22 protein-coding genes, 1 pseudogene, 1 riboswitch and 2 other annotated features are annotated in these 21311 nt (G+C 43.0%); of the genes and pseudogenes, 17 read left to right on the top strand and 6 right to left on the bottom strand.

The features are described from left to right. Positions 1 to 134 precede the first annotated feature (134 nt). A complete protein-coding gene (locus K1I71_RS07415; protein WP_223330625.1) occupies positions 135 to 1043 on the top strand; it encodes a type II restriction endonuclease in 909 nt (302 codons plus the stop codon). Positions 1044 to 1089: 46 nt separating this feature from the next. Here K1I71_RS07415 and K1I71_RS07420 read toward each other — a convergent pair whose 3' ends face one another. From K1I71_RS07420 to K1I71_RS07435, 4 genes are all read right to left on the bottom strand, one after another. Next, a complete protein-coding gene (locus K1I71_RS07420; RefSeq protein ID WP_153198664.1) occupies positions 1090 to 2352 on the bottom strand; it encodes a nucleobase:cation symporter-2 family protein in 1263 nt (420 codons plus the stop codon). Further along, positions 2352 to 2933 carry a xanthine phosphoribosyltransferase gene (locus K1I71_RS07425; RefSeq protein WP_223330626.1) on the bottom strand — a complete coding sequence of 194 codons (582 nt, stop codon included), beginning with the start codon at positions 2931 to 2933 and terminating at the stop codon, positions 2352 to 2354. Before K1I71_RS07425 ends, K1I71_RS07420 begins: the two co-directional genes overlap by 1 nt. A 123-nt stretch (positions 2934 to 3056) precedes the next feature. Then, positions 3057 to 3152, bottom strand: a riboswitch (purine riboswitch). 217 nt (positions 3153 to 3369) lie between these two features. Then, positions 3370 to 3756, bottom strand: a complete 387-nt coding sequence (locus K1I71_RS07430) for a bleomycin resistance protein (protein WP_223330627.1) — start codon at positions 3754 to 3756, stop codon at positions 3370 to 3372. Positions 3757 to 3767: 11 nt separating this feature from the next. Then, positions 3768 to 4595, bottom strand: a complete 828-nt coding sequence (locus tag K1I71_RS07435) for an exodeoxyribonuclease III (protein ID WP_223330628.1) — start codon at positions 4593 to 4595, stop codon at positions 3768 to 3770. 133 nt (positions 4596 to 4728) lie between these two features. Between K1I71_RS07435 and K1I71_RS07440 the strand changes: the two genes are divergently transcribed. The 14 genes from K1I71_RS07440 to trpA all read left to right on the top strand — a co-directional run bounded on the left by K1I71_RS07440 (position 4729) and on the right by trpA (position 19505). Continuing rightward, positions 4729 to 5184, top strand: coding sequence for a DUF3290 family protein (locus tag K1I71_RS07440; protein ID WP_000675343.1), 456 nt, complete (start codon positions 4729 to 4731; stop codon positions 5182 to 5184). Further along, positions 5181 to 5816: a DUF421 domain-containing protein gene (locus tag K1I71_RS07445; RefSeq protein ID WP_125413593.1), complete on the top strand. Its 636-nt coding sequence runs from the start codon at positions 5181 to 5183 to the stop codon at positions 5814 to 5816. Before K1I71_RS07440 ends, K1I71_RS07445 begins: the two co-directional genes overlap by 4 nt. Before the next feature lie 54 nt (positions 5817 to 5870). Continuing rightward, positions 5871 to 7616, top strand: a complete 1746-nt coding sequence (locus K1I71_RS07450) for an ABC transporter ATP-binding protein (RefSeq protein WP_223330629.1) — start codon at positions 5871 to 5873, stop codon at positions 7614 to 7616. Beyond that, positions 7606 to 9348, top strand: a complete 1743-nt coding sequence (locus K1I71_RS07455; RefSeq protein ID WP_223330630.1) for an ABC transporter ATP-binding protein — start codon at positions 7606 to 7608, stop codon at positions 9346 to 9348. The genes K1I71_RS07450 and K1I71_RS07455 overlap by 11 nt, the downstream gene beginning before the upstream one ends. A 130-nt stretch (positions 9349 to 9478) precedes the next feature. Further along, positions 9479 to 10171, top strand: a complete 693-nt coding sequence (locus tag K1I71_RS07460; protein ID WP_049546568.1) for a sugar transferase — start codon at positions 9479 to 9481, stop codon at positions 10169 to 10171. Between the two features lie 42 nt (positions 10172 to 10213). Continuing rightward, a complete protein-coding gene (locus tag K1I71_RS07465; protein ID WP_223330631.1) occupies positions 10214 to 11443 on the top strand; it encodes a DegT/DnrJ/EryC1/StrS family aminotransferase in 1230 nt (409 codons plus the stop codon). Positions 11444 to 11477: 34 nt separating this feature from the next. Further along, positions 11478 to 11707: a binding site (T-box leader), on the top strand. Between the two features lie 66 nt (positions 11708 to 11773). Beyond that, entirely contained in the window at positions 11774 to 12952 is a 1179-nt protein-coding gene (gene trpB, locus K1I71_RS07470; RefSeq protein ID WP_223330632.1) for a tryptophan synthase subunit beta, read from the top strand. Next, positions 12949 to 13174, top strand: a binding site (T-box leader). It overlaps the preceding gene by 4 nt. Before the next feature lie 71 nt (positions 13175 to 13245). Next, entirely contained in the window at positions 13246 to 14607 is a 1362-nt protein-coding gene (gene trpE / locus K1I71_RS07475; RefSeq protein WP_223330633.1) for an anthranilate synthase component I, read from the top strand. After that, positions 14604 to 15170, top strand: coding sequence for an aminodeoxychorismate/anthranilate synthase component II (locus K1I71_RS07480; RefSeq protein WP_000601909.1), 567 nt, complete (start codon positions 14604 to 14606; stop codon positions 15168 to 15170). Before trpE ends, K1I71_RS07480 begins: the two co-directional genes overlap by 4 nt. Positions 15171 to 15180: 10 nt before the next feature. Further along, entirely contained in the window at positions 15181 to 16185 is a 1005-nt protein-coding gene (gene trpD / locus K1I71_RS07485) for an anthranilate phosphoribosyltransferase (RefSeq protein WP_223330634.1), read from the top strand. Then, positions 16182 to 16949: an indole-3-glycerol phosphate synthase TrpC gene (gene trpC / locus K1I71_RS07490; protein WP_223330635.1), complete on the top strand. Its 768-nt coding sequence runs from the start codon at positions 16182 to 16184 to the stop codon at positions 16947 to 16949. Before trpD ends, trpC begins: the two co-directional genes overlap by 4 nt. Then, positions 16936 to 17535: a phosphoribosylanthranilate isomerase gene (locus tag K1I71_RS07495; RefSeq protein WP_223330636.1), complete on the top strand. Its 600-nt coding sequence runs from the start codon at positions 16936 to 16938 to the stop codon at positions 17533 to 17535. The genes trpC and K1I71_RS07495 overlap by 14 nt, the downstream gene beginning before the upstream one ends. Beyond that, positions 17513 to 18736, top strand: a complete 1224-nt coding sequence (gene trpB / locus K1I71_RS07500) for a tryptophan synthase subunit beta (protein WP_223330637.1) — start codon at positions 17513 to 17515, stop codon at positions 18734 to 18736. The genes K1I71_RS07495 and trpB (K1I71_RS07500) overlap by 23 nt, the downstream gene beginning before the upstream one ends. Continuing rightward, complete coding sequence (trpA, locus tag K1I71_RS07505) at positions 18729 to 19505, top strand: tryptophan synthase subunit alpha (protein ID WP_223330638.1); 777 nt, start codon at positions 18729 to 18731, stop codon at positions 19503 to 19505. Before trpB (K1I71_RS07500) ends, trpA begins: the two co-directional genes overlap by 8 nt. Here the strand turns inward: trpA and K1I71_RS07510 are convergent. Continuing rightward, positions 19477 to 20136 carry a prepilin peptidase gene (locus K1I71_RS07510; RefSeq protein WP_223330639.1) on the bottom strand — a complete coding sequence of 220 codons (660 nt, stop codon included), beginning with the start codon at positions 20134 to 20136 and terminating at the stop codon, positions 19477 to 19479. The two genes, trpA and K1I71_RS07510, sit on opposite strands and share 29 nt — an antisense overlap. Before the next feature lie 68 nt (positions 20137 to 20204). Between K1I71_RS07510 and K1I71_RS07515 the strand changes: the two genes are divergently transcribed. Together K1I71_RS07515 and K1I71_RS09620 are read left to right on the top strand one after the other, a co-directional pair. After that, positions 20205 to 20660 carry a GNAT family N-acetyltransferase gene (locus K1I71_RS07515; protein WP_223330640.1) on the top strand — a complete coding sequence of 152 codons (456 nt, stop codon included), beginning with the start codon at positions 20205 to 20207 and terminating at the stop codon, positions 20658 to 20660. Positions 20661 to 20699: 39 nt separating this feature from the next. Next, a pseudogene (locus K1I71_RS09620) lies at positions 20700 to 20971 on the top strand (transposase); the annotation flags it as partial. A 109-nt stretch (positions 20972 to 21080) separates the two neighbouring features. Here K1I71_RS09620 and K1I71_RS07520 read toward each other — a convergent pair. Continuing rightward, positions 21081 to 21284 (bottom strand): CsbD family protein, encoded by a 204-nt coding sequence (locus K1I71_RS07520; protein ID WP_000109960.1) that lies wholly within the window; start codon positions 21282 to 21284, stop codon positions 21081 to 21083. Between the last annotated feature and the right edge of the window lie 27 nt (positions 21285 to 21311).

The following is a 21311-nucleotide window of genomic DNA, read 5'->3' on the forward strand; positions in this document are numbered from 1 at the left end:
ATGTGCCAACTAAATGAGACACATACAGTTGATTTTTTCTTTTGTGATAAGAGTGGAGTTTTTAGAGGTGCCCTTAATTATATTCCGTTAGATGCGATTGGCTTACCATTACCTAAACAAGAGGAAAATTAATTATGAATTTAAAAAATTATTTAATAAAAACCCCACAAGAAAGGTTAATGATTTTCTTAGAATCATTATCAATTACCAACAGAACGCCAGAGTATTATGTGAATTGGAATAAAGTTAATCGTGAAACCAAGAAGTATGAACTAGAGTTGAATACTTTAAACTACTTAATCGGTAAAGATGATATCTATTCGGAAGCATTACACTTATTCACTAAACAACCCAATTTGTTAAAAGCAATTCCTAGTTTGATTGCAAGTCGTGATAATGTTTTAGATATTCTGACAATAGATAATGACGATAATATGTCTTTTGAACAATTGGATTTCAAAACAATAGACACTAGTAGAATAGATGATTACATGAAATTTATTGAGAAATCTGGTTTATTAAATTTTTTACAACAACATGCTAATCGTTCATTAGTTGATTATGTTTATGGAGTGGAGACTGGATTAGATAGCAATGCACGAAAAAACCGAAGTGGAACAACCATGGAGGGGATTTTAGAGAGACATGTAGCAAAAATTTCTCAGGAACAAAAATTGGATTGGAAAGCTCAAGCTACATCCCAATATATTAAAGATAAGTGGGGGATTAAGGTACCTGTCGATAAGTCTGAAAGAAGATTTGATGTTGCAGTTTATTCCCGAGAAAAACATAAGGTTTGGCTGATTGAAACGAATTACTATGGTGGAGGAGGAAGTAAATTAAAAGCGGTGGCTGGAGAGTTTACTGAACTCAGTCAATTTGTTATTACATCAGATGACGATGTTGAATTTGTTTGGGTTACTGATGGTCAAGGATGGAGAACAGCACACTTACCTCTAGCAGAAGCATTTAGTCATATTACTAATGTGTTTAACTTAGAAATGTTGAGAGAAGGATTTTTAGCTGATTTATTTTTACAATAATTGTTCATTAGCTATAAACAAAAAAGAGGCTCACACCTCTTTTTTCTTATTTCTTTTTATGATTTAATACAGCATTGAGGACAATGGCGAGTAGGCTGGCTACGACGATTCCGTTTGAGAAGAACATTTGGAAGGCTGTCGGCATGCTGACGAAGAGATTACTGTTGTTGAGTCCGACACCTGCAGCGATTGAAACAGCTGCTATAAGGAAGTTATGTTCATTGTTAGCAAAATCAACGCGGGCGAGGATTTGCATCCCTTGAATCGAGACAAAACCAAACATCACTAGCATGGCACCACCGAGGACAGGACTCGGAATGATTTGGGCAAGGGCGCCAAACTTAGGAAGGAGTCCAAGGAGAATCAGGAAACCAGCTGCGTAGTAGATTGGCAGGCGAGTCTTGATACCTGATAATTTAACTAAACCAACGTTTTGTGAAAATCCTGTGTAAGGGAAGGTATTAAAGATTCCTCCGAGAAGTACGGCCAAACCTTCTGCGCGGTAACCGTTGCGAAGGCGCGTGCTGTCGATTGGATCCTTTGTGATATCAGACAAGGCTAGGTAAACACCAGTAGACTCAACCATAGAAACCGTTGCGATGATACACATCATGACAATAGATGAGATTTCAAAGGTTGGCATCCCAAAGTAGAGGGGAGTTGGGACATGGACAAGTGGTGCTGCTGCAACAGGAGAGAAGTCAACCAAGCCCATGCTAGCAGCAATGGCTGTTCCAACAACTAGACCAATCAAAATGGAGATAGACTTGATAAATCCTTTGGTAAAGATGTTAATCAAGAGAATAATCAGAACAGTGATAGCTGCAAGCAAGAGACTTTGACCAGTTGGCTCTGGAACGTTATTTCCCATATTTCCAATAGCGACAGGAATCAAGGTTAAACCAATCGTGGTAATAACAGATCCTGTTACGATAGATGGGAAGAGATTGGCTACTTTTGAGAAGATGCCTGAAACAAGAACCACGTAAATCCCTGATGCGATAAGGGCACCAAACATAGCGCCACTTCCATGGCTTTGCCCAATCATAATCAAGGGAGCGACGGATTGGAAGGCAACTCCAAGAACGACTGGGAGTCCAATTCCAAAGTATTTGTTGAGTTGGAGTTGGAGGAAGGTTGCCACCCCACACATGAAGATATCTGTAGAAATCAGGTAGGTCAACTGCTCAGTTGAATAGCCAAGGGCTGTCGCAATCATGATAGGAACCAGGATGGATCCTGAGTACATGGCTAGTAAATGTTGCAAGCCAAGAACGGCTGCTTGCGAATGTTTTTCTTGAGTTTGCATTAGAGATCTGCCTCCTTAAATATGACTTGACCATTTTCAAAACGATCCAAACGAGCGAGTGATAGAACAGGGTAGCCTGCTTTTTCAAGCAAATCACGGCCATCTTGGAAGGATTTTTCAATCACAATACCGATAGCTTCGACTGTGGCACCAGCTTGTTCGATGATTTGAATCAAGCCTTTAGCAGCTTGGCCATTAGCAAGGAAGTCGTCGATAATCAAAACCTTGTCCTCTGGTGAGAGGAATTTTCCAGCGATAGAAACGGTGCTGGTTACCTGCTTGGTAAAGGAGTAAACTTCGGCAGTTAAGATGCCTTCGTTCATAGTGATGTTCTTAGCTTTTTTAGCGAAAATCATGGGAACGTTTAAGGCTTCCGCTGTAAAAACGGCTGGGGCAATACCCGACGCTTCAATGGTCACGACTTTGGTAATACCAGCAGAAGCAAATTTTTCTGCAAAAACCTTACCAATTTCTCGCATCAAGCCAAAGTCAACTTGGTGGGTTAAAAAGGAATCCACCTTGAGGATGTTATCACCCAAGATATGCCCATCCTTGAGGATGCGCTCTTCTAATAATTTCATAAGACCTCCTAAAGTCTAAAAGCCAATCCATTTGCTTGTTTATAGTTTCTAGCAAGAAATAGAAAAAGGACCTACTTAATCTCTAAGTAAGTCCCCAAAATAGGCATGACAAAAACGACCATACCTCACTTCTGACTTACTTATTGTTAGGTGTTCCGGCACCTTGTAGAAACGTCGTGCCAATTCACGACATAAACAAGTAAAACGATATTTAATTTTAAATAGGCTTGAGCCAATGTTTTTATTTTACACTAAATAACTTTAGAAATCAAATGTTTTGTTAGTGTTTTGGTTTGAAAAACGAACAAATATAATAAAAATGGGCAAAAATTAACTTATTGACTAACATTTAGAAGGTTTTTCCATCATAAAAGGCATATTATCAAGATTTTTCAAGACTTGACAATATGCCTTTTTCTGATTTGAAAGATTTTTTCTATTCGCTAAATCTTAAAAAATAGCCATCTGGATCCAAAACTGCAAATTCGTGAGGGTAAATAAAGCTATCTCCCACTCGAAATTCTCTTTTGGTCAGGGGACGATGGATAGGATAGTCAGCTTCCAGCAGTTTTTGGTGGAGCTGAGGGACATCGTCAATGCCAAAGGAAATATTGACACCGCGCCCGAAAGGGTAGGTCAGCTGAGCTAATTCTTCTGCGCTGCCTTCTTCTAGCATAAGTTGGCAGTCTTCAAGCGAGAGGAAGAGAAATTTCTCCTCGGGGCGCTCGTATTCGACAGAAAATCCCAGCAAGTCGCAGTAGAAGTGGCGTGACTTTTCGAGGTCAGATACTACAAATTCAGGAATGACAGCTTGATAGTCCATTAGCTTTCTCCTTAGAGCTCAATCTCCATGACAATGGGTGTGTGGTCTTGGCGAGCACCTGAGTCAATCATATCAGACTTAGTTACTTTGTCAGCGATGCGGTTGCTGGTGAGCCAGTAGTCGATTCTCCAGCCTGTATTGTTGATTTTAGAAGTCTTGCTGCGCTGTGCCCACCAAGTGTAGCGTTCTGGAACATCGCCGTGAATGTGGCGGAAGGTATCCGTAAATCCAGTTGCTAAAAGGTTGGTAAATCCAGCACGCTCCTCGTCGGTAAATCCAGGTGAACGGCGGTTGCTAGCAGGGTTTGCAAGGTCGATTTCATTGTGGGCTACATTGTAGTCACCGGTCGCAAGGACTGGTTTTTCTTTGTCTAGTTCAGCCAAATACTCCGCATATTTGACATCCCAGACTTGACGTTCTTCCAAGCGTTTGAGTCCGTCGCCAGCATTTGGTGTGTAAACTTGGGTTACGAAAAATTCATCAAATTCTAGAGTGATGATACGGCCTTCCAAGTCCATGGTAGACGGAGCACCGATTTCTGGGAAAGTGACAGTGGGTGTGAGTTCTTTCTTATAGAGGAACATAGTACCAGCATAGCCTTTCCGGGCAGGTTCTTGGGAAGAGCGCCACGTATTTTCGTAGCCTGGGAAGAGTTCTTCTAGTACTTCGAGATGTTTTTTTGTTGGGCCTTTAGCAGAAAGCTTAGTTTCTTGAATAGCAATGATATCAGCATTTTCAGCGACCAAGGTTTGTAGGACTTCTTGGGACAATTTGGCACGAGCTGAGTCACTAGTTAGGGCTGCGTTGAGGGAATCAATATTCCATGAGATAAGTTTCATAAAGTTACCTTTTTCATTCAGATTATAGATTTCATTATACCAAAAAAAGGTCTATTTCCCCAACGTATGGCTTGAAAAATCACTCTCTTTCGTTTATAATGAAGAATGATTTTATGAAAGGGAGTGAAAATAAATGAAATTTTACTCATATGACTATGTACTTAGCCAAATCAGTCAGCAAAATGGAATGATGATTGGCTTTGGGATTGTGCTCCTAGCTATCACAGGATTTTTTGCTTTTAAAGCCTATCGAGATAAAAAGGGGACTAAGTTTCGGGAATTGGTCATGATTTTGGCCTTGACCTTGGTGGCCATGCTTTTGGTGACAATCTCAAAATACCAGACCAATCAAGCCTCTAACAACCAATTTCAAACTTCCCTTCATTTCATAGAGGTTGTTTCCAAAGACTTGGGAGTGGATAAATCAGAAGTTTATGTCAATACTTCTGCAGCCACTGATGGAGCACTTATCAAGGTAGGTTCAAATTTCTATCGTGCCATGAACGGGAGCCAACCAGACAAGTATCTTTTAGAGAAATTAGAATTGCATCAAACAGACGCTATTGAATTGGTGGAGGTAAACAAATGACACTCAATTATATGGAAATTTTAATCAAACTGGCCTTGGGTCTTTTCTCTCTTGTTTTTGTTATTAATGTGACAGGAAAGGGGAATCTAGCACCTAACTCTGCTACAGACCAAATTCAGAACTATGTTCTTGGTGGTATCATCGGTGGGGTGATTTACAATAGTTCAATCAGCATTCTGCAGTACGCAGTGATTTTGATGATGTGGACGATTTTGGTCTTGACCCTCAAGTGGCTCAATAACAATGTTCGTTTTGTCAAACGCTTGATTGATGGAAAACCAACTCTCCTTATCAAAAATGGGCAGATTGACCCAGAAGCCTGTCGTTCAGTTGGTTTGTCTGCAGCAGAAGTTGCTCTCAAACTTCGTAGCCAAGGGATTTTCCAGATGAAACAGGTCAAATGCGCTGTGCAGGAGCAAAATGGCCAACTCATCGTGGTCCAAATAGGAGATGAAAATCCTAAGTATCCAGTTGTGACTGACGGTGTGATCCAAGTCGATGTTTTGGAATCGATTGGTCGTAGCGAAGAGTGGCTGCTTGATAACCTCAGCAAGCAAGGGCATGACAATGTAGCCAATATCTTTATCGCTGAGTATGACAAGGGTGCGGTCACAGTCGTAACCTATGAATAAGAAAAACCTGGGGTCTTGGCCTCAGGTTTCTATTTGCAATCAGAAAGGGATTTTATGTCCATTATTCAAAAACTTTGGTGGTTTTTCAAGTTAGAAAAACGCCGTTATTTAGTCGGGATTGTGGCTCTGGTCTTGGTTTCCGTCCTCAACCTTATTCCCCCAATGGTTATGGGGAGGGTCATTGATGCCATCACATCGGGGCAATTAACCCAGCAGGACCTCCTTCTTGCCCTATTTTACTTGCTTCTTGCAGCCTTTGGGATGTACTATCTGCGCTATGTTTGGCGTATGTATATCCTCGGTACTTCCTACCGTTTGGGACAGATTATGCGCTCTCGCTTATTTGAGCATTTCACAAAAATGTCTCCAGCCTTTTATCAAACCTATAGGACGGGGGACCTGATGGCACACGTAACCAACGATATCAATGCCTTAACGCGTCTGGCAGGGGGAGGAGTTATGTCAGCGGTGGATGCCTCAATCACAGCTTTAGTGACCTTGTTGACCATGCTCTTTAGCATTTCATGGCAGATGACCTTGGTTGCCATTTTACCCTTACCTTTCATGGCTTATGCGACCAGTCGTCTAGGGAGAAAGACCCACAAGGCTTTTGGCGAATCACAGGCTGCCTTTTCTGAACTCAATAACAAGGTACAGGAGTCTGTATCAGGTATCAAAGTGACCAAGTCTTTCGGATATCAGGCGGACGAGTTGAAGTCCTTTCAAGCAGTCAATGAATTGACCTTCCAAAAGAACCTGCAAACCATGAAATACGATAGTCTCTTTGACCCTATGGTTCTCTTATTTGTTGGTTCCTCCTATGTTTTAACGCTCTTGGTTGGCTCCTTGATGGTTCAGAAAGGGCAAATCACGGTTGGGAATCTGGTCACCTTTATCAGCTACTTGGATATGCTGGTTTGGCCTCTTATGGCCATCGGTTTCCTCTTTAATATTACTCAGCGAGGGAAGGTTTCCTACCAGCGGATTGAGGAACTTTTGTCTCAGGAATCACCAGTAAAAGACCCAGAGTTTCCTTTAGATGGTATTGAAAATGGGCGTTTGCAGTATGCCATTGATAGTTTTGCATTTGAAAATGAGGAAACATTGACAAATGTTCACTTTAGTTTGGAAAAAGGGCAAACTCTGGGCTTGGTTGGTCAGACAGGCTCTGGAAAAACGTCCTTGATCAAACTCCTCTTGCGTGAATATGATGTGGATAGGGGGGCCATTTACCTAAACGGTCATAGTATTCGTGACTATCGTCTGACAGACCTTCGCAGTCTCATGGGCTACGTTCCTCAGGACCAGTTCCTCTTTGCGAATTCAACCTTAGACAATATACGCTTTGGCAATCCTAACTTGCCCCTTTCAGCGGTCGAGGAAGCGACTAAGCTAGCTCAAGTTTATCAAGACATTGTAGACATGCCTCAGGGATTTGATACGTTGATTGGTGAAAAGGGAGTCAGTCTTTCTGGAGGTCAAAAGCAGCGTCTGGCCATGAGTCGGGCTATGATTTTAGATCCTGATATCTTGATTTTGGATGATTCTTTGTCGGCTGTGGATGCCAAGACGGAGTATGCGATTATCGACAAACTCAAGGAGACGCGAAAGAACAAAACAACCATTATCACGGCTCATCGCCTCAGTGCAGTTGTCCATGCAGATCTGATTTTAGTCCTGCAAAATGGTCAAATTATCGAACGAGGCAGGCACGAAGACTTGCTAGCTTTGGATGGCTGGTATGCCCAAACCTACCAGTCTCAGCAGCTGGAAATGAAAGGAGAAGAAGATGCAGAATAAGAAAGAACAATGGGCTGTATTGAAGCGCTTGATGTCTTATCTCAAGCCTTATGGACTCCTTACCTTTTTGGCACTCAGTTTTCTCCTAGCGACGACGGTGATCAAAAGTGTCATTCCCCTTGTGGCTTCCCACTTTATCGACCAGTATCTCAGCAATCTCAATCAACTCGCTGTGACCGTTTTGCTGGCCTACTATGGCCTTTATATCCTACAAACTCTGGTCCAGTATGTCGGCAATCTTCTCTTTGCGCGCGTGTCTTACAGTATTGTTAGGGATATTCGTCGCGATGCCTTTGCCAATATGGAAAAGCTGGGCATGTCTTATTTTGACAAGACGCCAGCAGGCTCTATCGTCTCTCGTTTGACAAATGACACCGAGACCATCAGTGATATGTTTTCGGGAATTTTGTCCAGCTTTATCTCAGCAGTTTTCATCTTTCTGACAACTCTTTATACCATGTTGGTGTTGGATTTTCGTTTGACAGCATTAGTCTTGCTCTTTCTCCCCTTGATTTTCCTTTTGGTCAATCTCTATCGGAAAAAATCAGTGAAAATCATTGAGAAAACCAGAAGTCTCTTGTCAGATATCAATAGCAAGCTGGCTGAAAACATCGAGGGAATCAGAATAATCCAGGCCTTTAATCAAGAGAAGCGCCTACAGTCAGAGTTTGATGAAATCAACCAAGAACACTTGGTCTATGCCAACCGTTCTGTAGCCTTGGATGCCCTCTTTTTGCGTCCTGCCATGAGTTTGTTGAAACTCCTAGGCTATGCAGTTTTAATGGCCTATTTTGGCTATCGTGGACTTTATCTGGGAATAACGGCAGGAACCATGTATGCCTTTATCCAGTACATCAATCGTCTCTTTGATCCCCTGATTGAGGTGACTCAAAACTTTTCAACCCTTCAAACTTCCATGGTGTCTGCAGGTCGTGTATTTGCCTTGATTGACGAGAGGACCTATGAACCTCTTCAAGAAAGTGGGCAGGCTAAAGTCAAAGAAGGCAATATTCGATTTGAACATGTGTGCTTCTCATATGATGGCAAACATCCGATTCTGGATGACATTTCTTTCTCTGTTAATAAGGGTGAAACCATAGCTTTTGTAGGGCATACAGGTTCTGGGAAATCGTCTATTATCAATGTCCTCATGCGCTTTTATGAATTCCAGTCAGGGCGAGTTCTCTTGGACGATGTAGATATCCGGGACTACAGTCAGGAAGAGTTGAGAAAAAACATTGGTCTGGTCTTGCAGGATCCCTTCCTCTATCATGGGACCATTAAGTCCAATATCGCCATGTACCAAGAAATCAGTGATGAGCAGGTCCAGGCTGCTGCAGCCTTCGTGGATGCAGATTCCTTTATTCAAGAACTTCCTCAGGGATATGACGCCCCTGTTTCTGAGCGTGGCTCCAGTTTTTCAACAGGTCAGCGTCAGCTTCTTGCCTTTGCCAGAACAGTCGCCAGTCAGCCTAAAATCCTGATTTTGGATGAAGCGACAGCCAATATTGACTCTGAAACAGAAAGTTTGGTTCAAGCTTCTCTGGCTAAGATGAGACAGGGACGGACAACCATTGCCATCGCTCACCGCCTTTCTACCATCCAAGACGCCAACTGCATCTATGTTTTGGACAAGGGGCGCATCATCGAGAGCGGAACCCATGAGGAACTCTTGACTCTGGGAGGAACCTATCACAAGATGTATAGTTTGCAGGCGGGTGCTATGTCTTAATACTCTTTGATTTTCATTGAGTGTAAGAAGGAAATCCTTCAAATTACAGATTTCTTTCACCGCCTTATCTATTTTGTGGTATAATGAAAAATGTTGACAAATAGTATAATAAAAACAAAGGAGAAACAGTATGCTGAAATGGGAAGACTTGCCCGTGGAAATGAAATCAAGCGAGGTTGAGTCTTACTACCAGCTTGTCTCTAAAAGGAAGGGTTCGCTGATTTTCAAGCGTTGCTTGGACTGGGTTCTAGCCGTAATCTTGCTGATTCTGACCTCTCCCATCTTTCTCATCTTGAGCATTTGGATCAAGTTGGATAGCAAGGGGCCAGTGATTTACAAGCAAGAGCGCGTGACCCAGTACAACCGTCGGTTCAAGATTTGGAAGTTCCGTACCATGGTGACGGATGCGGACAAAAAAGGAAGTTTGGTGACTTCTGCTAACGATAGCCGCATTACCAAGGTTGGCAATTTCATCCGTCGTGTGCGTTTGGACGAACTGCCTCAGTTGGTCAATGTTCTTAAAGGTGAGATGTCCTTTGTAGGGACGCGTCCTGAAGTGCCTCGTTACACAGAGCAGTATAGCCCTGAAATGATGGCGACCTTGCTTTTGCCAGCAGGGATTACCTCTCCAGCCAGCATCAACTACAAGGATGAGGACACTATCATCAGTCAAATGACGGAGAAAGGTCTGTCGGTTGACCAAGCCTATGTAGAGCATGTTCTTCCTGAAAAGATGCGCTATAACCTCGCCTATCTCCGAGAGTTTAGTTTCCTTGGAGACATCAAAATCATGTTTCAAACCGTGTTTGAAGTGCTAAAATAAAGTAGTCATGAGAAAATGAGTACAGATAAAAGGAGCAAATCAATGCCAAATTACAATATTCCATTTTCACCACCCGATATTACGGAAGCAGAAATTGCTGAAGTAGCGGATACCCTGCGTTCTGGTTGGATTACAACAGGTCCTAAGACAAAAGAACTGGAGCGTCGCTTGTCTCAATATACACAGACGCCTAAGACTGTCTGTCTTAACTCTGCGACTGCCGCTCTTGAGTTGATTTTACGCGTCTTGGAAGTGGGACCTGGTGATGAAGTCATCGTTCCAGCCATGACCTATACAGCTTCATGTAGTGTCATTACGCATGTGGGAGCAACCCCTGTCATGGTGGATATCCAAGCAGATACGTTTGAGATGGACTATGACTTGCTCGAGCAAGCCATTACTGAAAAGACCAAGGTGATTATCCCAGTAGAACTTGCAGGGATTGTTTGCGACTATGATCGTTTGTTCCAAGTTGTGGAGAAAAAACGTGATCTCTTTACCGCTTCAAGCAAGTGGCAAAAAGCCTTTAACCGTATCGTGATTGTTTCTGATAGTGCCCATGCTTTGGGATCTACTTATAAAGGACAACCAGCTGGTTCTATCGCTGACTTTACTTCCTTCTCATTCCATGCTGTTAAGAACTTTACAACGGCTGAGGGAGGAAGTGCGACTTGGAAGGCCAATCCAGCGATTGACGACGAAGAGATGTACAAGGAATTCCAAATTCTTTCCCTTCACGGACAAACTAAGGATGCTTTAGCTAAGATGCAATTGGGCTCATGGGAATACGATATCGTCACACCAGCCTACAAGTGCAATATGACCGATATCATGGCTTCCCTTGGTTTGGTACAATTGGATCGTTATCCTGGTTTGCTAGAACGTCGTAAGGACATTGTGGACCGCTATGATCGTGGTTTTGTGGGTACTCGTATTCACCCACTTGCACACAAGACTGATACTGTCGAATCTTCACGCCACCTCTATATCACCCATGTAGAAGGAGCAAGCTTAGAAGAACGCAACCTCATCATCCAAGAATTGGCTAAAGCAGGAATTGCAAGTAACGTACACTATAAACCGCTTCCTCTCTTAACAGCCTATAAGAATCTTGGCTTTGATATGGCGAATTATCCTAAGGCCTATGCCTTCTTTGAAAATGAAATTACGCTCCCTCTTCACACTAAATTAAGCGATGAAGAAGTGGACTATATCATTGAGACTTTCAAAACAGTTTCTGAAAAAGTACTAGCTTCATCAAAAAAATTGTAAAAAAGTCTTGACAAAGAAAAAACAAAGTATTAAAATAAGTTCAACAAATCAGAAAAGTAACTATTTTTGATCTTCAGGGAGCCTGTGGTGATTGTGAACAGGTGGTTGGAAGTAGTGAAAGTGGGCTGATTTTGAAAATGAATTTGAAACAATGAAAATTCGGTGCGCACACCTTACAGTGCAACTTGTTGTTAGACAAGGCAGAGATGTAAAGGGATAGTCCCTTTATAATTGAGGTGGCACCGCGTTACTAACGCCCTCACATGGAATTTAATTCTGTGTGTGGGCTTTTTTCATATCTTGGAACCAATACAGAAAGAGGAAAATTTTATGACAACTAAAGGTTATTTCGGACAATTTGGTGGTAGTTTTGTACCGGAGCCGATTCAGGCTTTGTTGGATGAGTTGGAAGTGACATTTGAAAAGTACAAGGACGATCCAGAATTTTTGGCAGAATTTCGCCATTACTTAAAGGACTATTCAGGTCGCGAAACACCACTCTATTTTGCGGAAAGTTTGACAGACCACCTAGGTGGCGCTAAGATTTATCTCAAGCGCGAAGACCTTAACCACCTTGGTTCTCACAAGCTAAACAACGTTTTAGGACAGATTCTTTTGGCCAAACGTATGGGCAAAAAACGAGTAATCGCAGAAACAGGAGCTGGTCAGCACGGGGTTGCGACGGCGGCAGCTGCAGCCAAGTTTGGTATGGCCTGTGATGTCTACATGGGGGCAGAGGATGTGGAACGTCAACGTCTCAATGTTTTCCGTATGGAGATGATGGGAGCAACTGTTCACGCAGTTGAAACGGGAACACGAACTCTTAAGGATGCGGTTGATGCAGCCTTTGGAGCATGGATGAATGATTTGGAAGCCTTCTATGTTCTGGGATCTGCTGTAGGGCCTCACCCTTATCCTACCATTGTTCATGAGTTCCAAAAGGTCATCAGTGAAGAATCTCGCTGTCAAATCTTAGAAAAAGAAGGTCGTTTACCAGACTACGTTATTGCCTGTGTAGGTGGTGGTTCTAATGCTATTGGTGCTTTTTCTCAGTATGTGGCTGATGAAGAAGTTAAATTGGTTGGGGTTGAAGCTGCTGGTCACGGACTTGATACAGACAAGCACGCAGCTACTATGACAAAAGGTAGTATCGGAATTGTTGATGGCATGAAGACTTATGCAGTCTTTAAGGAAGATGGAGAGCTAGCTCCAGTTTACTCTATCTCAGCTGGATTGGACTATCCAGGGGTTGGCCCAGAACACGCCTACTTTAAAGATTCAGGTCGCGTGGAATATGTTGCAGCGACAGATGAAGAAGCTGTTCAGGCTCTCCTCCTTCTCAGCAAGACTGAAGGGATTATCCCAGCGATTGAAAGTTCGCACGCTATCGCAGAAGCAGTTAAACGTGCACCGAAACTAAGTAAAGACGACATTATCATCATCAATGTCTCTGGTCGTGGAGACAAGGACGTAGCTGCGATTGCAGATTACCTAGAAGCTAAAAAATAAAAGATGGAAAAATTACAGTCTTTTCTCTCACAGAGAGCTTGTGGTTGCTGGAAACAAGCAGAGAAAGCTGTAAGGTTGGGTCCATCTGAAACGAGAGAAGAAAACATAATTCTCAAGGGAGTGCCCTTTATCGCACAGCCTGTTACAGGAAATATCTGAGACAGGAATGAGAGATAGGAGAAATCCTATAATTGAGGTGGCACCGCGAATTTCGTCCTCACGCAAGTTGTTTTGCGTGGGGATTTTTCATACAGTCGCCACGGACTAGAAGTAGAACTGAAAGGGAAATTACAATGGAACGAATCATTCATGGAGATGTTTTATCACCAATCTTGGCTTATATGCGCCTAAAGGGGCAACACAAGGTTATCTTAGAGAGTATTCCGAGAGACAAGGAAACCGCTCGTTTTTCTATCTTAGCCTATAATCCAGTTTTTGAGATTAAGTTTGAAAATGGAGTTCTTTATCAAAATGGTCAAGTGATTGATCGGGATCCCTTGGATTTCCTTTATGAAGTGACTCATAAGAGCCAACACCATTCAGACCTACCTTTTGGTGGGGGAGCCATTGGTTTTGTTGGTTACGATATGATTTCGCTTTATGAAGAAATTGGTCAAATTCCTGAAGATACAATTGGAACGCCAGACATGCATTTCTTCGTCTATGAGAGTTACATTGTCTTTGACCACAAGAAGGAAAAAATCCATGTCATCGAGGATGCTCTTTATAGTGAGCGTAGCCAAGAAGACTTGGAAGAAGCCTTAAACCAAGTGCTTGAGGAATTACGCATTCCTGCTCCAAATGAATTTGAAGACTTGGATCTATCTCCACTGGACTTCAAACCCCATATCGCTCCTCAGAAGTTTGAGGAAATGGTGGAAACAGCTCGTGACTTGATTCGTAATGGCGATATGTTCCAATGTGTACTCAGTCAGCGCTTCTCAGCAGAAGTTACTGGAAATCCATTTGACTTCTACAGAAATCTCCGCGTGACCAATCCATCTAATTACCTTTATTTCTATGATTTTGGGGATTATCAAATCATCGGAGCTAGTCCAGAAAGTTTGGTTTCTGTCAAAAATGGCATCGTGACAACCAATCCGATTGCAGGGACACGACCAAGAGGCGCTACGGATGAAGAGGACAAGGATTTGGCGACAGACCTGCTTTCGGATGAGAAGGAAACAGCAGAGCATCGGATGTTAGTAGACTTGGGACGTAATGATATTGGCCGCATCTCTGAAACGGCCAGTGTCCAAGTCACCAAGTATATGGAAGTGGAGCTCTTCCGTTATGTTATGCATTTGACCAGCGTGGTCAAGGGGCGTTTGCTTCCAGAACTCACTGCTATGGATGCTTTGAAAGCAACACTTCCTGCTGGAACTGTTTCTGGAGCACCAAAAATTCGCGCAATGAGACGCATCTATGAACTGGAAACGGAAAAACGGGGCGTATACGCAGGAGCAATCGGCTACTTGTCTGCGACGGGTGATATGGATTTCGCCATTGCCATCCGAACGATGATTCTCAAAAATCAAACAGCTTATGTGCAGGCTGGGGCAGGGATTGTCTACGACTCCATCGCCCAAAACGAATACCAAGAAACCATTAACAAAGCAAAATCTATGACTAGAATTGGAGAACTAAGACCATGATTTTATTGATTGACAACTATGATTCTTTTACCTATAACTTGGCCCAATACATTGGGAATTTTGCAGAGGTGCAAGTCTTGAGAAATGATGATCCCAAGCTGTACGAAGAAGCTGAAAAAGCAGATGGTCTGGTTTTTTCTCCTGGTCCAGGTTGGCCAGTTGATGCTGGTAAGATGGAAGACATGATTCGTGACTTTGCTGGCAAGAAGCCGATTTTAGGGATTTGTTTGGGCCACCAAGCCATTGCAGAAGTCTTTGGTGGTAAGTTAGGTTTGGCTCCAAAAGTCATGCATGGGAAACAGAGTAATATCAGCTTTGAAGCGCCATCTGTTTTGTATCAAGGCATCGAGGACGGCCGTGCGGTCATGCGTTACCACAGTATTTTGATTGAAGAAATGCCAGAAGACTTTGAAGTGACAGCTCGTTCAACTGATGACCAAGCTATTATGGGAATTCAACACAAAAATCTTCCAATTTATGGCTTCCAGTACCATCCAGAAAGTATCGGAACGCCAGATGGCTTGTCTTCTATTCGGAATTTTATCGAGAAGGTTGTAAAGTGAGGAAACTAGGATGAAAGAGATTATTGAAAAACTAGCAAAATTTGAAAATTTATCAGGTGTGGAAATGACGGATGTCATTGAGCGTATCGTAACTGGGCGTGTAACTGAAGCGCAAATTGCTTCTCTCCTCTTAGCTCTTAAGATGAAGGGGGAAACACCTGAAGAACGCACAGCCATTGCCCAAGTCATGAGAGGGCATGCCCAACATATTCCAACTGAAATTCATGATGCCATGGACAACTGTGGTACAGGTGGGGACAAATCTTTTAGCTTTAACATTTCGACAACTGCAGCCTTTGTCTTGGCTGGTGGCGGTGTTCACATGGCCAAGCATGGTAACCGCTCGATTTCTTCTAAATCTGGTTCTGCAGATGTCCTCGAAGCCTTGGGCATCAATCTTGATCTCAAACCAGCTGAACTAGGTAAGGTCTTTGATAAAACTGGCATCGTCTTTCTCTTTGCCAAAAATATGCACCCAGCTATGAAATATATCATGCCAGCTCGTTTGGAATTGGGAATTCCAACGATTATGAACTTGACTGGTCCTCTGATTCACCCAATGGCTTTGGAAACACAGCTTCTTGGAATTAGTCGTCCAGAACTTCTAGAAAGTACAGCTCAGGTTTTGAAAAATATGGGTCGCAAACGTGCCATCGTGGTTGCTGGACCAGAAGGTTTGGATGAAGCTGGTTTGAATGGAACAACCACGATTGCTCTTCTTGAAAATGGCGAAATCAGCTTGTCAAGCTTTACTCCAGAGGATTTGGGGATGGAAGGCTACGCTATCGACGATATTCGTGGAGGCAACGCTCAGGAAAATGCAGAAATTTTGCTCAGCGTTCTCAAAAATGAACCAAGTCCATTCTTGGAAACGACAGTCTTGAATGCTGGTCTTGGTTTCTATGCTAATGGTAAGGTAGATAGTATCAAGGAAGGAGTTGCCTTAGCTCGTCAAGTCATTGCTAGTGGCAAGGCCCTTGAAAAACTCAGACTGTTACAGGAGTACCAAAAATGAGTCAGGAATTTTTAGCACGAATTTTGGAGCAGAAGGTGCGTGAGGTTGAGCAGATGGAGCTGGAGGAAATCCAGCCCTTGCGCCAGACCTATCGCTTGACAGACTTTTTGAAGAATCATCAAGACCGCTTGCAGGTAATCGCTGAAGTCAAGAAAGCTAGCCCTAGTCTGGGAGATATCAATCTAGATGTGGATATTGTGCAACAGGCCCAGACTTATGAAGCGAACGGAGCAGTGATGATTTCTGTTCTGACAGATGAAGTTTTCTTTAAAGGACATTTGGATTATCTACGTGAGATTTCCAGTCAGGTAGAGATTCCGACCCTCAACAAGGACTTTATCATCGATGAAAAGCAAATCATCCGAGCTCGCAATGCAGGTGCGACAGTCATCTTGCTCATTGTGGCAGCCTTGGCAGAAGAACGCCTTAAGGAACTTTACGACTACGCGACAGAGCTTGGTCTGGAAGTTTTAGTGGAGACTCACAATCTAGCTGAACTAGAGGTAGCTCACAGACTTGGTGCGGAGATTATTGGTGTTAATAACCGCAACTTGACCACCTTTGAAGTTGACTTGCAGACCAGTGTGGATTTGGCCCAGCACTTTAAGGAAGGTCGTTATTACATTTCTGAATCTGCTATTTTCACAGGGCAGGATGCGGAACGAGTAGCACCATACTTTAACGGAATTTTGGTGGGAACAGCTCTCATGCAGGCAGAAGATGTGGCCCAGAGAATCAAGGAGTTGCAGATTGGCAAAGGTTAAGATTTGTGGACTATCGACCAAGGAAGCGGTGAAAACAGCCGTTTCAGCAGGAGCAGACTACATCGGTTTTGTCTTTGCACCTAGTAAAAGACAGGTGACTTTGGAAGAGGCTGCTGAGCTGGCAAAGCTTATTCCTGCAGATGTCAAAAAGGTTGGTGTATTTGTTTCACCAAGTCGGGCAGAACTGCTAGAAGCGATTGACAAAGTTGGCTTGGACTTGGTACAGATTCACGGTCAGGTGGCAGATGATTTGTTTGAGGATTTACCTTGTGCCAGTATTCAGGCTGTGCAGGTGGATGGAGAGGGTCATGTGCCCAATTCTCAGGCAGACTATCTACTCTTTGATGCCCCTGTGGCAGGGAGTGGCCAGACCTTTGACTGGGCTCAACTGGATACGATTGGACTAACTCAGCCTTTCTTTATCGCAGGTGGGCTTAATGAAGACAATGTAGTAAAAGCAATTCAACACTTTACTCCCTATGCAGTAGATGTATCGAGCGGAGTGGAGACAGATGGACAAAAAGATCATGAAAAGATTAGAAGATTTATAGAGAGGGTAAAGAATGGCATATCAGGAACCAAATAAAGATGGATTTTACGGAAAATTCGGAGGACGTTTCGTCCCAGAAACATTGATGACAGCAGTTTTGGAGTTGGAAAAGGCCTACCGTGAAAGTCAGGCAGATCCAAGTTTCCAAGAGGAATTAAACCAACTCTTGCTCCAGTATGTGGGGCGTGAAACTCCCCTTTACTACGCAAAAAATTTGACCCAGCATATCGGCGGAGCCAAGATTTATCTTAAACGTGAAGACCTTAACCATACAGGGGCACACAAGATTAACAATGCCTTGGGACAAGTTCTTTTGGCTAAACGCATGGGTAAAAAGAAAATTATCGCTGAGACAGGTGCAGGTCAGCACGGTGTGGCAACTGCAACTGCTGCAGCCCTCTTTAACATGGAATGTACCATCTATATGGGTGAGGAGGATGTCAAACGCCAAGCCCTTAATGTCTTCCGTATGGAGCTTTTGGGAGCTAAGGTTGAGGCCGTGACAGATGGTTCGCGCGTGCTTAAGGATGCGGTCAATGCAGCTCTTCGTTCATGGGTGGCTAATATCGATGATACCCACTATATTCTTGGTTCTGCCTTGGGTCCTCATCCATTCCCAGAAATTGTTCGTGATTTCCAAAGTGTCATTGGTCGAGAGGCTAAACAACAGTACCGCGACTTGACAGGTCAAGATTTGCCAGATGCCCTAGTAGCCTGTGTTGGCGGTGGTTCTAATGCCATCGGTCTCTTCCATCCATTTGTAGAAGATGAGTCTGTAGCTATGTATGGAGCTGAAGCGGCTGGACTTGGTGTGGATACAGAGCACCACGCAGCTACCTTGACTAAGGGTCGTCCAGGTGTCCTTCACGGTTCCCTCATGGATGTGCTCCAAGATGCCCATGGTCAAATTCTTGAAGCCTTCTCTATCTCAGCAGGTTTGGACTATCCTGGTATCGGTCCAGAACATTCTCACTACCACGATATTAAACGTGCCAGCTATGTTCCTGTGACAGACGAGGAAGCCTTGGAAGGATTCCAACTCTTGTCTCGTGTGGAAGGAATTATCCCAGCCTTAGAATCTAGTCATGCTATCGCCTTTGCGGTGAAATTGGCCAAAGAACTTGGACCAGACAAATCCATGATAGTCTGTCTATCAGGTCGTGGTGACAAGGATGTGGTTCAAGTCAAAGACCGCTTGGAAGCAGATGCAGCAAAGAAGGGAGAAACTCATGCCTAAAACACTAACAGAAAAATTAAACGCTATTAAAGCAGTTGGAAAAGGAATTTTCGTTCCCTATATCATGGCTGGAGACCACGAGAAAGGTTTGGATGGTCTCGGAGAAACAATTCACTTTTTAGAAGATTTGGGTGTTTCGGCTATTGAAGTGGGTATTCCTTTTTCAGACCCTGTTGCAGATGGACCAGTTATCGAAGAAGCTGGCTTGCGTAGTTTAGCCCACGGGACTTCGACACAAGCTTTGGTTGAAACCTTGAAAACCATTGAAACAGAGGTTCCGCTGGTCATCATGACCTACTTCAACCCCCTTTTTCAGTACGGTGTGGAGAACTTTGTCAAAGATTTGGAAGATACAGGGGTTAAGGGCTTGATTATTCCAGACCTGCCTCATGAGCATGCCAACTTTGTAGAACCATTTTTGGCAGACACAGACATTGCCTTGATTCCTCTAGTTAGTTTGACGACAGGAATTGAACGCCAGAAAGAGTTGATTGATGGGGCAGAAGGATTCGTCTATGCCGTTGCCATCAATGGGGTGACAGGGAAATCAGGAAATTACCGAGCAGACTTGGACAAGCACTTGGCACAATTGCATCAAGTGGCCGACATCCCCGTCTTGACAGGTTTTGGTGTATCTAGTCAAGCCGATGTTGAACGCTTCAATGCGGTATCAGATGGCGTTATCGTTGGTTCAAAAATCGTAAAAGCCCTCCATGAAGGAGAGTCGATTGAGGACTTTATCAAACAAGCAGTAGCTTACCAAAAATAATCACACAAGCAGCGAGTAAGAGGAAAGGCACAAAAGGAAGTCTTTCCTCTTTCTTTTGTAGGAGAAAGGCTAGAATTCCTGTTGCAGAAGCAAACTGAATCAAGATCAGTAACTCCGTTACGATAAAGACGAGAGAGCAGGAAGCTAAAAAGAGAAAATCCCCTGCGCCCATGCTAATATCAATAAAATGAGCTAAAATTCCAAGGGCAAGGAAGAAGACCATGACCAGATTCCAGCCAGAGGAAGCCATGAGGATTAGGTGGAAAGTCATCCAGACCAGTAAGGGATATTCCTGATGGCGAAAGTCGTAGATACCCAAGGTCAAACCCGCAGTGATTAGGATGACTTGACTCAAGGAAAGTAATTCCCAAGAGTAAAGCAGAAATATGAGTCCTAAGCCTAGTTCAAAGAGGGCATACCAGACAGGATAAGGAGCCTTGCAGTAGCGACAGCGAAAGTGATTAAAAACCTGTGAGAGAATCGGAATCAAATCTAAGGGACGCAAGGGAGTCTGACAGGAATCGCAGTGACTGGCTGGGCTGATAATGGATTGCTCTGGAAAACGGTCAATGACCAAACCAAGAAAGGAAGCGAGAATGCTCCCGACAAGAAAAAAATAAAAATCAATCATACTTATCTATTCGTAAAAAACGGGAGAAGTAGTATAATGGAGAAAATAGATAAGATGGGGAGGCAAAGATGATAATTCGTTTTGAAGAAAAGGTGAGCGCAGAAAACGCTCAGCTCGTATGCCAATGGTCCAACTCCCTTGGCAAATCCTTTCAAGAACAATGGATGGGACCAAGGATTCCTTTTCCACTGACCCTTCAAGCCTTGCAAGATTTAGAAGGAATCTTTTCAATCTTTGAAGCACACGAGTTTGTCGGACTAATACAAAAAATCAGGCTAGAAGACAGTAATCTTCATATTGGAAGATTTTTTATCAACCCCCAGAAACAGGGACAAGGCTTAGGTAGCCAGGCATTTAAGGATTTTATTCAATTGATGTTTAAAAATGGAGACATAGATAGTATTTCTTTAAATGTCTTCGAAGCAAATCAAGCAGCTTATAATCTTTACCAAAAAGAAGGATTTGAAATCGTTCAAATTGTTGAAACACCTATACGAAAATACATAATGAAAAAGAGTAGATAGAAAGTAAAAATCCTTGAAATCAATGTTGACTGCGATTATGAACCTGAATCAGCCCCTCAAAAGGGAATGTATATGAATGAACGTTACCAGTGTTTAAAAACTAAAGAATATCAGTCACTTTTATCTTCCAAGGGTAGACAAATTTTCGCTAAACGTAAGATTGATATGAAATCTGTCTTTGGGCAGATAAAGGTTTGCGTGGTTATAAGAGATGTCATCTGAGAGGTAAGCGTCAAGTGAGAATTGACATGGGATTCGTACTAACGGTCAACAACCTGCTGAAATATAATAAGAGAAAGAGGCAAAATTAAAAAGCTAGAGTTCCGCAATTGGAAATCTCTAGCTTTTTGTTTTCTGAGAATCATTTTGACTCAGACTCTTTTGACTAATGTTACTAAAAAGATAAAGTAACTTTTAGCCTTATTTATTGTCGCCACTCAACATGTTTTTAACACCTTCGATAGCGCCTTCTACAGCGTCTTTGGCATCTTCAGCAACTTCTTTTACTTTAGAAACAACTTTTTCAGCTGTTCCTTCTTTTTCCATTTTTTCATCACCGATGGCTTTACCAACACCTTCTTTAATAGAACCCTTAGCTTGATTTAATTTTTCTTCTACTGACATGATAATTTCTCCTGTTATATTTATTTT

It is taken from the genome of Streptococcus mitis (genome assembly GCF_019929545.1).
GTDB classification, from domain to species: domain Bacteria; phylum Bacillota; class Bacilli; order Lactobacillales; family Streptococcaceae; genus Streptococcus; species Streptococcus mitis_BU.

Coding starts and splice junctions, on each gene's coding strand:
- K1I71_RS07415 (WP_223330625.1), top strand. CDS start 135: ATGAATTTAAAAAATTATTTAATAAAAACCCCACAAGAAAGGTTAATG.
- K1I71_RS07420 (WP_153198664.1), bottom strand. CDS start 2,352: ATGCAAACTCAAGAAAAACATTCGCAAGCAGCCGTTCTTGGCTTGCAA.
- K1I71_RS07425 (WP_223330626.1), bottom strand. CDS start 2,933: ATGAAATTATTAGAAGAGCGCATCCTCAAGGATGGGCATATCTTGGGT.
- K1I71_RS07430 (WP_223330627.1), bottom strand. CDS start 3,756: ATGGACTATCAAGCTGTCATTCCTGAATTTGTAGTATCTGACCTCGAA.
- K1I71_RS07435 (WP_223330628.1), bottom strand. CDS start 4,595: ATGAAACTTATCTCATGGAATATTGATTCCCTCAACGCAGCCCTAACT.
- K1I71_RS07440 (WP_000675343.1), top strand. CDS start 4,729: ATGAAATTTTACTCATATGACTATGTACTTAGCCAAATCAGTCAGCAA.
- K1I71_RS07445 (WP_125413593.1), top strand. CDS start 5,181: ATGACACTCAATTATATGGAAATTTTAATCAAACTGGCCTTGGGTCTT.
- K1I71_RS07450 (WP_223330629.1), top strand. CDS start 5,871: ATGTCCATTATTCAAAAACTTTGGTGGTTTTTCAAGTTAGAAAAACGC.
- K1I71_RS07455 (WP_223330630.1), top strand. CDS start 7,606: ATGCAGAATAAGAAAGAACAATGGGCTGTATTGAAGCGCTTGATGTCT.
- K1I71_RS07460 (WP_049546568.1), top strand. CDS start 9,479: ATGCTGAAATGGGAAGACTTGCCCGTGGAAATGAAATCAAGCGAGGTT.
- K1I71_RS07465 (WP_223330631.1), top strand. CDS start 10,214: ATGCCAAATTACAATATTCCATTTTCACCACCCGATATTACGGAAGCA.
- trpB (WP_223330632.1), top strand. CDS start 11,774: ATGACAACTAAAGGTTATTTCGGACAATTTGGTGGTAGTTTTGTACCG.
- trpE (WP_223330633.1), top strand. CDS start 13,246: ATGGAACGAATCATTCATGGAGATGTTTTATCACCAATCTTGGCTTAT.
- K1I71_RS07480 (WP_000601909.1), top strand. CDS start 14,604: ATGATTTTATTGATTGACAACTATGATTCTTTTACCTATAACTTGGCC.
- trpD (WP_223330634.1), top strand. CDS start 15,181: ATGAAAGAGATTATTGAAAAACTAGCAAAATTTGAAAATTTATCAGGT.
- trpC (WP_223330635.1), top strand. CDS start 16,182: ATGAGTCAGGAATTTTTAGCACGAATTTTGGAGCAGAAGGTGCGTGAG.
- trpB (WP_223330637.1), top strand. CDS start 17,513: ATGGCATATCAGGAACCAAATAAAGATGGATTTTACGGAAAATTCGGA.
- trpA (WP_223330638.1), top strand. CDS start 18,729: ATGCCTAAAACACTAACAGAAAAATTAAACGCTATTAAAGCAGTTGGA.
- K1I71_RS07510 (WP_223330639.1), bottom strand. CDS start 20,136: ATGATTGATTTTTATTTTTTTCTTGTCGGGAGCATTCTCGCTTCCTTT.
- K1I71_RS07515 (WP_223330640.1), top strand. CDS start 20,205: ATGATAATTCGTTTTGAAGAAAAGGTGAGCGCAGAAAACGCTCAGCTC.
- K1I71_RS07520 (WP_000109960.1), bottom strand. CDS start 21,284: ATGTCAGTAGAAGAAAAATTAAATCAAGCTAAGGGTTCTATTAAAGAA.